At 62.4% G+C, this 14554-nt stretch carries 10 protein-coding genes; 5 read left to right on the top strand and 5 right to left on the bottom strand.

Translation table 11 applies throughout. The features are described 5' to 3' along the window. Together BLX41_RS21215 and BLX41_RS21210 are read left to right on the top strand one after the other, a co-directional pair. The coding region (locus BLX41_RS21215; protein ID WP_311197567.1) for a GLUG motif-containing protein at window positions 1–1486 on the top strand (1486 nt) is incomplete at its 5' end. A 789-nt stretch (window positions 1487–2275) separates the two neighbouring features. After that, window positions 2276–4864, top strand: coding sequence for a two-partner secretion domain-containing protein (locus BLX41_RS21210; RefSeq protein ID WP_123726471.1), 2589 nt, complete (start codon window positions 2276–2278; stop codon window positions 4862–4864). A gap of 329 nt (window positions 4865–5193) precedes the next feature. On the opposite strand, the gene BLX41_RS21205 is transcribed toward BLX41_RS21210, so the two are convergent. Together BLX41_RS21205 and BLX41_RS21200 are read right to left on the bottom strand one after the other, a co-directional pair. After that, window positions 5194–5982, bottom strand: coding sequence for an IclR family transcriptional regulator (locus BLX41_RS21205; RefSeq protein ID WP_123726470.1), 789 nt, complete (start codon window positions 5980–5982; stop codon window positions 5194–5196). Between the two features lie 201 nt (window positions 5983–6183). After that, the gene (locus BLX41_RS21200) at window positions 6184–6615 is read right to left on the bottom strand and encodes a PaaI family thioesterase (RefSeq protein ID WP_123726469.1); all 432 of its coding nucleotides are present in this window, start codon (window positions 6613–6615) and stop codon (window positions 6184–6186) included. A gap of 267 nt (window positions 6616–6882) precedes the next feature. Here BLX41_RS21200 and BLX41_RS21195 point away from each other — a divergent pair, with 267 nt between their 5' ends. The 3 genes from BLX41_RS21195 (at window position 6883) to BLX41_RS21185 (ending at window position 10990) form a co-directional block, all read left to right on the top strand. Next, window positions 6883–8586: a long-chain fatty acid--CoA ligase gene (locus BLX41_RS21195; protein WP_123726468.1), complete on the top strand. Its 1704-nt coding sequence runs from the start codon at window positions 6883–6885 to the stop codon at window positions 8584–8586. A 108-nt stretch (window positions 8587–8694) separates the two neighbouring features. After that, the gene (locus tag BLX41_RS21190) at window positions 8695–9990 is read left to right on the top strand and encodes an MFS transporter (RefSeq protein WP_259745057.1); all 1296 of its coding nucleotides are present in this window, start codon (window positions 8695–8697) and stop codon (window positions 9988–9990) included. A gap of 31 nt (window positions 9991–10021) precedes the next feature. After that, the gene (locus BLX41_RS21185; protein ID WP_123726466.1) at window positions 10022–10990 is read left to right on the top strand and encodes an NAD(P)H-dependent flavin oxidoreductase; all 969 of its coding nucleotides are present in this window, start codon (window positions 10022–10024) and stop codon (window positions 10988–10990) included. A 61-nt stretch (window positions 10991–11051) separates the two neighbouring features. On the opposite strand, the gene BLX41_RS21180 is transcribed toward BLX41_RS21185, so the two are convergent. The 3 genes from BLX41_RS21180 to BLX41_RS21170 all read right to left on the bottom strand — a co-directional run. Then, on the bottom strand, window positions 11052–12305 hold the full coding sequence (locus tag BLX41_RS21180; protein WP_259745056.1) for an OprD family porin: 1254 nt from the start codon (window positions 12303–12305) through the stop codon (window positions 11052–11054). Window positions 12306–12566: 261 nt separating this feature from the next. After that, a complete protein-coding gene (locus tag BLX41_RS21175) occupies window positions 12567–13709 on the bottom strand; it encodes an acyl-CoA dehydrogenase family protein (RefSeq protein WP_123726465.1) in 1143 nt (380 codons plus the stop codon). Between the two features lie 10 nt (window positions 13710–13719). Then, window positions 13720–14554 (bottom strand): acyl-CoA dehydrogenase family protein (locus tag BLX41_RS21170; RefSeq protein ID WP_259745055.1); only part of this gene is annotated, 835 nt, incomplete at its 5' end.

The following is a 14554-nucleotide window of genomic DNA, read 5'->3' as shown; positions in this document are numbered from 1 at the left end:
GCTGTCCGGCAACGGGGCCCGCTTCGATGCCAACGGCGAAGCCTACAGCGTCATTCAAGACACCACTCAGTTGCAGGCAATCGACCAGGGCCTGGCCGGTCGCTACGTCCTGGGCAACTCCATCAACAGCAGTGCGCACCTGAGCTCCATCGGTGGCCAGCAGGCCTTCAGTGGCATCTTCGACGGCCTGGGCAACACCCTCAGCGGTTTGACGATCAACAGCAACGGCAGCGATGGCGGACTGTTCGCCAGCTCGTCCGGCAGCATCGGCAACCTCAAGCTGGCCTCGTTGACCATCAACGGTGCGATGTCTGCCACCGGCTCCGGTGCGGTCGGTGGCCTGGTCGGCCGCAACAGCGGGAGCATTGCCAACGTCAGCGCCAGCGATCTGCAAGTGAATGCCAAGAGCAGGCAGGACAACGTGGTCGGCGGGCTGGTGGGGATCAACTCCGGCGGTTCCATCGATACTGCGTCAGTCACCGGTGTGGTGCTTGGCAATACCTTAACTTCGGCAGCCGGTGGCCTGGTGGGCCTGAACACGGGCTCAGTGATCCAGAGCAGCGCCGGTGTCGATGTCAGGGGCACCATGAACAGCCATGCTCTGGTGGGTATAGGCGGGTTGGTGGGTATCAACCAGAGCGGCTCGATCGCTGACTCTTCAAGTTCGGGAGAGATTGGGTTGGGTGGCAGTCGTGACTACGCCTACCGGAACCTGGGTGGCCTGGTGGGTATCAACCAGGACGGCACCATAGTGGGCTCCAACGCCTCGGGCATAGTATTTGGGGGGGCTGGCAACAACGTAGGGGGGTTGGTAGGTCTCAACAACTCCAGCTTGATCACAGACTCGTCAGCCAGCGGAATGGTGATTGGTCTAGTGCTTGACACCGCTGGTGGTCTGGTGGGGCTCAACCAGAACAGCGTTCTGCGCAACGTCAGGGCCAGCGGTGAGAACTATGGACAAAATAGCTTTAACGTTGGCGGTCTGGTCGGCAAGAACGTGGACAGTGAGATCAGCGGTGCCGAAGCCTCTGGCCTGGTAGCTGCCGTGGATTCCACCTATGTTGGTGGACTCATTGGGCACAACACTGGCGGTATCACCAAATACGCCGAGGCACGAGGCGATGTATACGGCGGTTCCAACAGTCATGTTGGCGGTCTGGTCGGCTACAACGCGGGTGATCTGCGCTCGGTCTCGGCCAGCGGAAGCGTCCGAGGCGAGAGTAACAGTGCTGTCGGCGGTCTGGTGGGCACCCATGCCAGTGGTCTCATCGATACTGCATCGGCCAAAGGGAGCGTCTATGGAGGCTTGCGTAGCAAGGTGGGAGGCCTGGTAGGAGAAAACCAATCCCGGGTCGTCAACTCACTCACCAGCAGTCACGTAAGTGGTGGTAGCTATGCTGTCCTTGGTGGTTTGGCGGGGGTCGACCGAGGAGAGATACGCCTGTCTTCGTCCTACGGCAACATCAAGAGCGTGGCGGGTAACTGATGAGGAGTTGCCGCTAATACCGTAGACAAACTCCGGGTACGTCATACCAATACATGGCGTACCCGGTGAACGATGGTTCCTTGCATGAGAAGCCGATGCGGCAGCCAATCACGCGTTTTTCGGTATTTGGTCTGCTCGATGGTATTTCCTTGCAGGGGAGCGGCCCATACAAATGAAACCCCCGGCAATCATCGATTGGCGGGGTTTTTGTTGTGCGCGGTTAGTGTGGAGCACGCGGCTGTACGGTTGCTTGCACTGCTTTGCCGGTGAGCCTCTGCGTTGCAAGGTGAGCGCTGCGGCAGCCTCCGTGGTTGCGGAGGATTTATAGCCGATTGATATTTTTGTCCAGTAGGACGCTTCTCTCTTCTACTAAGCAAACTCCTGATGCTCGCGTCGGTGTGGGTCTGATTTAAATCCATCACTTCTTCTATATCGTGAACCGCTTCTGTTGGCAGAACAGGTTCTCTCTCTCAACCAATGTTCGGGTCGGGGTTCCGTTGGCAGTCAGGCGCCGGTAGGTATGGGTGGCCTGGTGGGCTCAACCAGAATGGTGTCCTGAGCAACGTCAAGGCCACTGGCGTGGCACACACACAATTTGTCTCGAACGTCGGCAGTCAGCCGTTGCTGCATGGCATTTTTTCCGGAGCGATCCGATGCAACGGGTGCAATGCATGGCCCGAGGTTACGTGGGTGCTTAGCCGTGTTTCTGCCTGAGCCGCTGTGCTCGGGTAGATGTTGTGTCGCCTTGCGAAGGTTTGCAGGGTTTTGATGAGTCGAAAAGGAGTCTTCATGAACAAGATTTACGCGTTGGTATGGAACCAGGCCCAAGGGTGTTGGAATGTGGCTCACGAAGGCGCTCGTCGCCGTCGTTCTGGTTCAGCTAAGGGGGGGATCGTGGTTGCAGCCGGTCTCCTGGCATTGGCCGGGTTGCCCTCGGCCTTCGCCTTGCCGACAGGTGCAGAGGTGGTCTCCGGGAGCGCTGATATTTCTACTCAGGGCCAGCAGATGTCCATCGATCAGCACACGAACAAACTGATCACGAACTGGAAGGATTTCAGTGTTCAGTCCAATCAATCGGTGACCTTCAACCAGCCCTCCAGCACCTCGATAGCCTTGAACCGGGTCGTCGGTGTCAACGGCAGTAATATCCAGGGGCAGATCAATGCCAACGGCCAGGTGTTCCTGATCAACCCCAACGGGGTGGTCTTCGGCCAGGGCGCGCAAGTGAATGTCGGCGGTCTGATAGCTTCGACCCAGAACATCACTGATGCCGATTTCAGTGCTGGCAATTACAAGTTTTCGGGGGCTTCAGCAGCCGAGATCGTCAACCAGGGCTCCATCACCGCGACTGACGCCGGCAGCATCACCCTGCTGGGGGCGAAGGTTCGCAACGATGGCAGTATTAAAGCGCAGGAAGGCAGCGTGGCGCTGGGAGCAGGCAGCGGTTTCACCGTTAGCCTTGACGGTAACAACCTGCTGGATCTGCATGTGGATGCCGCCGCGATCAACGCCCTGGCGAACAATACGGGCCTGCTCAAGGCCGATGGCGGACAGGTACTGATGACTGCCAACGCCGGCATGGTGCTGCAGACGGTGGTCAACAACCAAGGCACCATCGAAGCCAATACCCTGTTGCAAAACGCCGGCAGGATCATCCTGGATGGTAACGACTCCGGCCTGGTCAACGTCAGTGGCTCACTGTCGGCCAACGCCCTGGGTACCCAGGGGGATGGTGGGCTGATCGAGACTCGGGGCATTTTTACCACGGTGCAAGGGTCTACCCAGGTAAATACTCAGGCTAGCAACGGGCAAACGGGGAGCTGGAAGATCACGAGCCTGGAGGCCAGGGTGGGCGGGACCCCGGCGATTTTCGGCGACACCATTCATGCCGATACCCTGTCACGCAACCTGGCCACGACCAACGTCGAACTGGCCAGCAGTAGAGCTGAAGTTTTGGTGAAAAACTCAGTCGCCTGGAACAGCGGCAACCAATTGACCCTCTCGTCGGTCAAGGGCATTCAGATCAATGGCAGTCTCAAAGGCACGGGCGCCAATGCCCGGGTTGAGTTGAATGCCAAGGACAGCATCAAGCTCAACAGCCAGCTCGAACTGACCGGGAACAACAGCAGCCTCGGGATGAACCACGGTGGTGAATTTGCCTTGGGTCAGAATGCAAACGTCACGCTGTCCGGTAACAATGCCGGCTTTGATGCCAACGGCGCAGCGTACAACGTCATTCAGAATGCCGCGCAGTTGCAGGCGATCGACCAGGGCCTGGCTGGTCGTTACGTGTTGGGGAACACCATCAATGACAGAGGCAATCTCACCTCCATTGGCGGCGATCGGACCTTCAGCGGAATCTTCGATGGCCTGGGTAACACCCTCAGCGGTTTCACGGTCAACAGCAATGGCACCCATGGGGGGCTGTTCGCCAGTTCGTCCGGCAGTATCAGCAATCTCAAGCTCGCTTCGATGAACATCTACGGTCCAACCTATACTTCCGGCTCCAGCGCCATCGGCGGTTTGGTCGGGCTCAACAGCGGAAAGATTGCCAACGTCAGCACCCGCGATCTTCAGGTGAGCATCAGCAGCGGTAATCCCTATGCCCTCGGAGAACTGGGCGGTGTAGGCGGGCTGGTTGGCGTCAACAACAAAGGAAGCATTACCGACTCTTCAACTGCAGGTACCGTTAACAGCGGTGACCGGGGTTACTCCCAAAGCCTGAATCTGGGCGGGTTGGTGGGCAACAACCGAGGCGGCAGTATTGAGCGCTCTCACTCTTCGGCAAGCGTAGTCGGTTATGCAGAAACCAATCTAGGGGGGCTGATTGGCGTCAATCAGTCTGGCGTTATCAAGGACTCGTCGGCCAGTGGCCAGGTCGTCGGTTTCGGAGCCGCCACCTTGGGTGGTCTGGTGGGTCTGAACCAAAACAGCCTGCTGCAGAATGTCAAGGCCAGTGGTTCAGTCCAGTCGCAAGGCGGCAGTGCAAACGTTGGCGGCTTGATTGGTAAAAACAGTCAGGGCCAGGTCCGCGTCGCCGAAGCTTCAGGCGTTGTAATTAGTCAGAACTACGGAAACATTGGCGGACTCATCGGTTACAACGATGGGAACCTGAGCTCGGTCAAGGCCCGTGGTAATGTCTGGACCGGTTCCTACAGCATTGCTGGCGGTCTGGTTGGTACTCACAACAGTGGCGTCATTGATAACGCGACTGCCACAGGGAGTGTCTCCGCAGACCATGGCAGTACGGTGGGGGGGCTGATCGGGCAGAACAAATCCCGGGTCATCAAGTCAAACAGCACGGGTCAGGTACGCGCTGGCAGCTATAGCCAGGTGGGCAAAGTGATAGGCGCCAACCGCGGGACGCTGTCTTTTTAATCTGGTTGATCCCCGAGCACTGGAGGTACCACTGGCTGGCGTCGATGAGGTCGGGGTTCGTCACTCGATGACGAGTAGTCGCTAACAGCGGAACTTGCAGATTGCGGATACGCCATGCCAACACTCGGTGTATCCGCAGTGTGCTGCCCGGGCCACCATCGACCGTACCTGCCGTAGCGGGAAGTCATTGGTACCTTGGGGCTCAGGGTTACCCCCTTGTCTCTGTGCGCTTGATTCATGACCCCTGTGTCCCTTGTGGATCAGGGGTCTTTTCGTTGTGTCTGAACATCTCCCGGGCTTGATCCCGGGATTCAACGGCGCAGACCGCCTCAGACGCCGAGGCTTTCCAGATCCCGGGCCAGCATCACCAACTGGTGGGCCAGGGAGCTTTCGAGTTTTTCGCTGGACAGCTGGAAGCTCGGGGCGCCGCAGGTCAGGGCCATGATGCTGCCGTCGGCCAGGCGCAGCGGCACGCCGGCGCCATTGACGTTGCGGTCCCATTCTCCCAGTGACAGGCAGAAACCAAAGGCTTCGTATTCTCGGAAGGAGTCCTCCAGGGACTTTTCCAGGGCCGGCCATTCATCGCCGACTTTTTTCGCCACTTCCCGCAGCAGATGGTCACGTTCGATTTTCGGCGTGGCGGCCAGGTAGGCACGTCCCGCGGCGCTGGTGGCCAGGGGCAGGCGCAGCCCGGGCTCCATGCGCAGGCTGGCCACTTCCGGCGGGCGGCTGCTGTCCACGTGAATCATCGACAGGCGATCGCGGCAGGTCAGGCTGACCGTGGTGTTGGTGCGCCGCGAGAACTCGTCCATGAAGGGTTTGCCCAACTGGCGCACCCGCAGGCTGGCGGAGTAGGCGTAACCCAGGGCCAGTACCGCCGAATCCAGCTGGTACTTCTCCAGGTCCTGGTTGTACTTGAGATAGCCCAGTTGCGTCAGGGTGTAGGTCAGGCGCGACACTGTGGGTTTGGGCAGGCCGGTGATGCGGGCGATGTCCTGGTTGCCACGTACCGCGTGACCGTGGGTAAAGGCCCGCAGGACTTCCAGGCCACGGGCCAGGGCTTCGACGAACTTGCGGTCTTTGGGCGCTTGTTCCGGGGAGTCGTTCGGGTCGTGCATGGGGTCTTCCGGTAGGGGCTGGTGCCGGGCGCAATGCCAGTTGACCACACAGCGGGTTCTTGGAAACAAGGGAAAAATGTTATCCCGGAACCGCTTGAATTGAAATCGACGATTCCCTCTCTGAACCCTATTGCGCCAGGCAGGCACCTGTCTCGTCAGGTGCTCGTACCCTGGTCGATCCGCAGTCGGCAGCGTGCCGCCTTAGCGGCTATCGAGGCGCAGGCGGCCACGCTTGAACACGCCCTCGGCGCTGGCCAGCAGTCGATCCTCGGCATCCAGCAGGTCGCAACTGGCCATGAAGATCTTCACGCCGCCGCCTCGGGTGCGGGCCACGGCGCGGACCTCGGTCCCCGGTGGCGTGCTCGCCATGTAATTGATGTTCAGCGACAGGGTCAGGGCCAGCCGCCATTGCTCGGGGTCGGCGTGCCAGGTTCCGCTCATGCCCATGGCGGTATCGGCCAGGGACGCGATGACGCCGCCGTGCAGATTGCCGGCCTGGTTGAGGTGATGGGGCTGGACGGTGACTGCGATGACGGTCTGCGCCTGCTGGTATTCCTGCAGGTCCAGGCCGAGGTGGGCGGCGAAGCCGCTGAACAGACCTTGCAGTAGCGGCGCGTCAGGTACGGCACTCATAGGCGATGGCCCTTGGGGTCAGGTCCTGGTCCGTGTCGTGGGCGGCGGGTGTCGCCCATGACCGGCAGACAGTGATTTTTCTGATTGTGTTTCGCACAGGCATTTGCACGTTGAAATGCAGAATGTCAGCGAATAATCTACCGGTCAATATGGAATGATATTTCGCACAGCGAAATATAAGTGATTGAAATGAACCGGGTGCATGGGGCAGGATCGACCCGGTCCGGTGGCTATATCCCGATCAATCCAGGGCTTGAAGGAGGCTCCATGTCCACTACCCGTACTCAGCGTCCCCATCACCGTGTCTGGCCCAAACGCTTGCCCCTGGCGCTGACGGTGCCGGCCACGTCGCTGTGGTTCAACCTGGAGGTGGCCGCCCAGCGTTACCCGGACAAAGTGGCGTATCGCTTCTTCGGTCGGGAACTGAGTTTTTCGGCCTTGCGTGCCCAAGCCCTGGCTCTGGCCGGCTGGTTGCAGAGCGTGGGCGTCGAGTCCGGTGATCGGGTGGCGCTGTACCTGCAGAACTGCCCGCAATTCATCGTCGCCTACTACGCCATCCTGCGAGCGAACGCGGTGGTGGTGCCGGTCAACCCGATGAACAAGGTGGAAGAGTTGAGCTATCAGCTCGCCGATGCTCAGGCGCGGGTGCTGATCTGCGCGGCGGACCTGGCGCCGATTGCCCAGGCGGCCAATGCCACCCTGGCCCCCGAGCAGCAGTTGCGCGAACTGCTGGTGACCCGCTACAGCGATGCCATGCCGGCGCCTGCGGACATGCACCCGGCGGAAGCCCCCAGCCCCGAGATCGATGCCTGGTTGCGCAGCGAACCGCCCCTGGCCACGGGCTACCTGCACTGGCGTGAAGTGCTCGACCTTTGCTTGAGCCCCGGCGCCCATAGCGCCCAGGCCGACGACCTGGCGATGCTGCAATACACCTCGGGCACCACCGGCCATCCCAAGGGGTGCATGCACAGCCATCGCAGCCTGATGAGCAATGCGGTCAGCGGCAGTTGGACCCAGTCCACCGTCGAGTCGGTGGGCCTGGGGGTGGTGCCGTTCTTCCACATCACCGGCCTGGTGTGTTTTGTCCTGCGGGCGGTGTTCGACGCCACCAGCACGGTGATCATGCCGCGCTGGGACCGGGAGCTGGCCGGACGGCTGATTTCCCGTTATCGGGTGACTCACTGGACCTGCATCCCGACCATGATCATCGACCTGTTCGCCAGCCCCAACTACCAGGGGTTCGAGCTGTCCAGCCTGGTGCATATCAACGGCGGCGGAGCGGCGATGCCGGAGGCGGTGGCGCAGCGCCTGAGGGAGGAGTTCGGCCTGACCTTTCTCGAAGGCTACGGGCTCACGGAAACCGCCGCCGCCAGCCATGGCAACCCGCCCGAGCGGGCCAAGCTGCAATGCCTGGGCATGCCGTTCTTCGGTGTGGACTCGCGGGTGGTCGATCCACTGACCCTCAAGGAACTGGAGCCGGGCCAGGTGGGGGAAATCATCACCTTTGGTCCGATGCTGTTCAAAGGCTACTGGCGCAACCCCGAGGCGACCGCGGCGGCTTTCGTCGAGTTCGAGGGCAAGCGCTTTCTGCGCACCGGCGACCTTGGGCACATGGACGAAGAGGGGTACTTCTTTCTCACCGATCGCCTCAAGCGAATGATCAACAGCAGCGGTTTCAAGGTCTGGCCGGCGGAGGTGGAAGCCCTGCTGTTCAAGCACCCGGCGGTGCATGAAGCCTGTGTCATCGCGGCCCGGGATGCCTACCGCGGAGAAACCGTCAAAGCTCTGGTGGTCCTGCGCAGCGAGGCCGTTGGCCGCACCAGCCCGGAGCAGATCATCGCCTGGGCGCGCGAGCACATGGCCGCCTACAAAGTGCCGCGGCTGCTGGAGTTCGTCGACAGCCTGCCCAAGTCCGGCTCCGGCAAAGTCATGTGGCGCGTGCTCCAGGAGCGCGAGGCCATCAACCCCTGAACAGCGATTCCCTTGATGCACTAACCAACGACTGCGCCGGAGACGACAATGACTACAAAAATAATAACAGTCCAAGATCCGCACGCTTCACCTGACTTAGCCCAGCAGTTGGACTCGCTGTACGCGAAGATCCGCTGGCGCCTGTTGCCGCTGCTGATGCTCTGCTACATGGTGGCCTTCCTCGATCGGGTCAATATCGGCTATGCCCAACTGCAGATGAAACAGACACTGCCGTTTGGCGACGCGGTCTATGGCCTGGGTGCCGGGATCTTCTTCATCGGCTACTTCCTCTTCGAAGTCCCCAGCAACCTCATGCTCAAGCGCAGCGGTGTGCGCAGGACCCTGTTGCGCATCATGTTCTGCTGGGGGCTGGTGGCCGCGGCGATGATGTTCGTTTCCACACCGTTGCAGTTCTACATCCTGCGCTTTCTCCTGGGAGCCTTCGAGGCGGGGTTCTTTCCGGGGGTGATCCTGTATTTCACCTACTGGTTTCCGGCACCGCGCCGCGGGCAGGTGATCGCCATCTTCATGACGGCCGCCGCCGTCGCCGGACTGATCGCCGGCCCCGTCTCGGGGAGCATCCTCAAGTACCTCAATGGCGTGGCCGGCTTCAACGGCTGGCAATGGATGTTCATGATCCAGGGCCTGCCGGCCAGCGTGCTGGGGGTGGTGGCTTTTCTGTACTTGCAGGACAGCCCGGAACAGGCCGGGTGGCTCAGTTCAAGGGAGCAGCGATTGCTCAAGGAGGACATGGCCCAGGACCTGAAGAATGCCCGGCACAAGTCCCAGGACAGCCTGGCGCAGATGTTTCGCGACCCCAAGATCTATCTGCTGTCCCTGGCCTATTTCATGTTCCTGGGCGCCACCTACATGCTGGTGTTCTGGATGCCGAGCCTGATCCAGGGCTGGGGCACCCAGGACCTGCTGCTGGTGGGCCTGATCACGGCGGTGCCCAATATCGTCGGCATCGGCGGCATGGTGCTGATTGGCTGGCACTCGGACAAGCAGCGTGAGCGCCGCTGGCACTTTGTCGGCAGCATGGCCGTCGCGGCGTTCGGCCTGGCGATCATCACGCTGCTCAACGGCCACCTGCTGATGTCAGTGGCGGCCCTGTGTGTGGCCTACGTGGGAATCAAGGCCGGTACTCCGCTGTTCTTCGCCCTGGTCAGCGAGTATCTGTCGGTGGCGGCCACCGCCGGGGGCATCGCCTTTATCAGCAGCCTGGGCAACCTCGGGCCGGCGGTTACGCCCTGGCTCAACGGAGTGATCAACAGCCATACCGGCGGACATGTCTCCAGCATGTACCTGGGGATCGTGATGTACCTGCTGGCCGGCGTGCTGGTACTGATCACCGCGCGTACCGCCAGAGCCCCTCGAACCGTGACGGCCCTGGCCGGATCATGACCCCCCTCGCCATTGGCACAGGAGCCAGAGCATGAGCTTGCCCAACATCCTTTCCCAGCGTTTGCGCTTGCCGGTGGTGGCGGCGCCGCTGTTCATCATTTCCACCCCCGAACTGGTGATCGCCCAGTGCAATGCCGGCATCGTCGGTTCGTTTCCGGCCTTGAATGCCCGGCCCGCCGAGCGCCTCTCGGAGTGGATCGAGCAGATCACCCAGGCCCTGGCCGAGCACGATCGGCTGCACCCGGACCGGCCCGCGGCGCCCTTCGCGGTGAACCAGATCGTGCACCGCTCCAACGACCGGCTGGAGCAGGACATGGCGGTCTGCGTGGAGCACAAGGTGCCGATCATCATCACCTCCCTGGGGGCTCGTCCCGAGATCAACCAGGCGGTGCACAGCTACGGTGGCATCGTGCTGCACGACGTGATCAACAACCGCTTTGCCCGCAAGGCCATCGACAAGGGCGCCGATGGCCTGATCGCGGTGGCGGCCGGTGCCGGAGGCCATGCTGGCACCCAGTCGCCCTTTGCCCTGGTGCAGGAAATCCGCCAGTGGTTCGACGGCCCGCTGCTGCTCTCGGGGGCCATTGCCTCGGGCCGTTCGATCCTCGCGGCCCAGGCCCTGGGAGCCGATCTGGCCTATATCGGCTCGGCCTTTATCGCTACCCAGGAAGCCAACGCCGTAGCGGCCTACAAAGAGATGATCCGCCAGTCGGGGGCGGAGGACATCGTCTACACCAACCTCATCACCGGGGTGCACGGCAACTACCTGAAAGCCTCGCTGACCGCGGCCGGCCTGGACCCCGAGGCGCTGCCCGGCAGTGATCCCTCACAGATGAACTTCGGCGCGGATCGGCAGCGCCCCAAGGCCTGGAAGGAGATCTGGGGCTGCGGCCAGGGCATCGGCGTGCTGGACGCGGTGCCGGCCGCCGAGGCGCTGGTGGAGCGTCTGGCCGCGGAGTATCGAGACGCTTGCCAACGGCTTGGCCGCCAGGTGTTCTGAGTCGCTGCGGCTTGATAGCGCTGCCGGCACTTGCCGGCAGCGTCGTTTCCGGGGTTCCCGACTACCAGAGCTTGAGGCTGTATTCGAGGATCAGCCGGTTCTCATCCACGTTGGCGGCATGCTTGGCGCGATACACCACGTTGCGCCAGCGCAGCCCCAGGTCCTTGAGCGCGCCGTTCTGGATCACATAGGCCAGGTCGGTATCCAGCTCCCGCTCCCGGGCCTGCTGCTGGCCGAGGGTGAATTCATTGCTGCGTACATAGCGGCTCATCAGGCTCAGGCCGGGCAGTCCCAGGGCGGCGAAATCATAGCGGTAGCGCACCTGCCAGGAGTCCTCCCCGGCATGGACGAAGGACTTGTAGGTCGAGGTGTTGAAGCCGTAGGGATCGGTGCCGCTGATAAAGGGCATGCCGCTGCGACCGCTCTGGTCCTGATAGATCAGGCTCAGGGCGTGGCCGCGATAGGACAGGGTTTGCATCAGTCCCAGATTGCGGTTGTCGACCTCGGCCCGACCCAGGCCGGCGCTCTGGAAGTAGCGCAGCTCGGATTTCAGCGAGAGGCGTTTACCCAGGGCTGCCGTGTGGGTCAGGTTGCCGTAGTGCTGTCGGTAGTTGTCCCTGAGTTGGGCATGAAAGTAACCGGCCTTGAGCTCGGGGCTGATGCTGTAGCTGGCTCCGCTGTAGGTGAACCTGTCACTGGCGACCCCGCCGGCGACCTGCCGGCCGTTGCGGGCCAGGGCGATCATCTGCAGGTCCTCATGGTCCGTGGAGTTGCGCTGGCGCACGCTGTCGAAGCGTCCCAGGGTCAGGGTCAGATCCTGGATATCGTTGGACACCAGTTGCGTGCCCTTGAAGGTTTGCGGCAGCAGGCGGGTGTCATTGCGAAAGGCGACCGGCAGCAGCGGCTCGTGGATGCCGGTGCTCAAGACGCTGCTGGCGAACCTGGCCTTGGCGGTCAGGCCGAAAGAACCGTACTGGTCGGCCACATCGCCATTGCGGTCCACCAGCAGTGCCCCGGTATGGGCGGTGCCACCGCCGGAGTCCAGCTTGATGCCCAGCAGGCCTAGCCCATCCACCCCCAGGCCGACGCTGCCTTGGGTAAAGCCGGACTGGTAGCGCAGGACAAATCCCTGGGCCCATTCTTGCGCCTTGTTCTGGGGCGGGCGGTTGCCATGGAAATCGCGATTCATGTAGAAGTTGCGAGCCCCCAGGGTCAACTGGCTGTCGTCGATGAATTGCGCCTGGCACATCAGCGGCAGCACACAGCCGCCCACCAGGGTGGACAAGGGCAAGCAGGGGTTGGAAGTGGAGTGCATGGTGTTCACCGGTCTTGTTGTTTTTATAGTGAGAAACGCTGCGCTGGGTCGGTGCCGGAGCGGCCGTGGAAAAGCCCCGGACGCGACCGCTCCTGACCCTGCCGCGAGGCGGGGCCATTGAGGAGGCAAGTAGCAGGGGCGGGGACTCAGTGCAGCAGGGCCATCAGCGCAGCGTGATGGGGCACGCTGCGCTCCGGGCCAGGAAGGCGGCGACACCTGCCGCCCTTTTGGCCAGGGCCTGTGGTTGCCAGCCCGAGAGACTCATGGGGTCGGTGCTTGGCCAAGGGCGATATAGCGTTGCAGGTGATGATCCTCGTCCCCCAACTGGTGGTCGATCATCACCAGCCGCTTGGCGTAATGGGCCAGTGGCAGCTCCCAGGTCATGCCGATACCGCCATGCAGCTGGATGCATTCCTCGGCCACCAGGGCGCCGATGCGGCCAATGCTGACCTTGGCTGCCGACAGGCTGCGTTCGCGGGTCAGGCGGTCGGCGTCCAGGGCGGCAGCGGCGTTGATCACCGCCGAGCGCGCCTGCTCGATCTCCAGCAGCAACACCGCCATGCGATGCTGCAGCGCCTGGAAGCTGCCGATCGGGCGGCCAAATTGTTGCCGGGTGCGCAGGTAGTCCAGGGTCGCCAGCTTGGCCACTTCCATGGCGCCAAGGGCTTCCGCGCAGAGCGCCAACAGGCCCCGGCCGATGGCCCGTTCGAGGATCGCATGGCCCTGATGCAAGGGCCCCAGCAAAGCCTGTGCCGGCACTTTTGCATGGTGCAGGCGCACCTGCGCGACGGGGCCGCTGTCGAGGGTCGGGCAGGCCTGGATCTCCAGGCCCGGGGTGTCCGCCGGCACCAGGAACAGCGAGATGCCCTGGCTATCGTCCAGGGCGCCGGCCGTGCGTGCCGCGACCACCAGCAACCCGGCCTGGCGGCCGTTGAGGACCATGCTCTTGATACCGTCCAGACGCCAGCCGGCAGAGTCCGCCTCGGCGCGGCAGGCGACCCGGTTGGTTGCATAGTGGTTGCCGGGTTCTTCATGGGCCAGGGCGGCGATCAGGCTGCCGTCGATGATTGGTCCCAGGTGCATTTTCTGTGCCTCGGTGCCGGCGCTGGCGATGGCCTCGCCGGCCAGTACCGCACTGCCCAGCAGAGGTTCCACCAGCAGTCCGCGGCCTATTGCCTCGAAGACCAGGGCCAGGTCGAAGCCGTCGCCACCGAAGCCGCCGTCGGCTTCACTGAACAGGGCACCGATGACTCCCAGGTCCGCCAGCTGGCGCCAGATATCGGGGTTGAAGCCCAGGTCGGACTGCAGGCTCTGCTGGCGTTTTTCCAGGTTGTATTGCTGGGTGATGAAGCGATTCAAACTGTCGGCGAGCATGCGCCGTTCTGCGCTGTGTTCGAAGTTCATGTGCGCGCCCTCAGAGCCCGAGAATCATTTTCGAGATGATGTTCTTCTGGATTTCATTGGAGCCGCCGAAGATCGACAGCTTGCGATTGTTGAAGTACTGCGCCGCGGCACTGGCCGCGAACCCGGGACCGGTGTCCAGCGCTTGGGCGTTGGCGTCATCCGGCATGAGCCGGGCTTCGGGGCCCATGGCCCGACGCAGCAGCGCGCTCAGTTCCTGGCGGATTTCCGTGCCGCAGATCTTCAGCATCGAACTTTCCGCACCGGGAGCACCGCCGCCGGCCACGGCGGCGATCACCCGCAGGTTGGTGGTCTGCATATTGGCCAGGTCGATCTCGACCCGGGCCAGGCGGGCGGCGAACTGCGGGTCCTGCAGCAGCGGCTGGCCATTGCGGGTGCGTTGCGCGGCCAACTGCTTGACCCGTTGCAGCGCCGCCATGGACAAGCCGACCCCGGCGATGTTGGTGCGTTCGTAGGTCAAGAGGTACTTGGCGCAGGTCCAGCCCTTGTGTTCCTCCCCCACCCGATTGGCCACCGGCACCCGCACGTCGGTGAAGAAGACTTCGTTGATTTCGTGATCGCCCTCCAGGGTGATGATCGGGCGTACCTCGACCCCGGGGCTGGCCATGTCGATCAGCAGGAAGCTGATGCCTTCCTGGGGCTTGGCTTCACGGTCGGTGCGTACCAGGCAGAAAATCATGTTGGCGTGCTGGCCGAGGGTGGTCCAGGTCTTCTGGCCGTTGACCACATAGTGATCGCCGTCGCGCACGGCGGTGGTTTTCACTGCGGCCAGGTCCGAGCCGGCACCGGGTTCCGAATAGCCCTGGCACCACCAGTGGCGGCCGTCG

It is taken from the genome of Pseudomonas protegens (assembly GCF_003732485.1).
In the GTDB taxonomy this organism is placed as follows: domain Bacteria; phylum Pseudomonadota; class Gammaproteobacteria; order Pseudomonadales; family Pseudomonadaceae; genus Aquipseudomonas; species Aquipseudomonas protegens_B.
The sequence above is the reverse complement of the archived record's forward strand: the minus strand, read 5'-3'. Positions and strand labels throughout refer to the sequence as shown.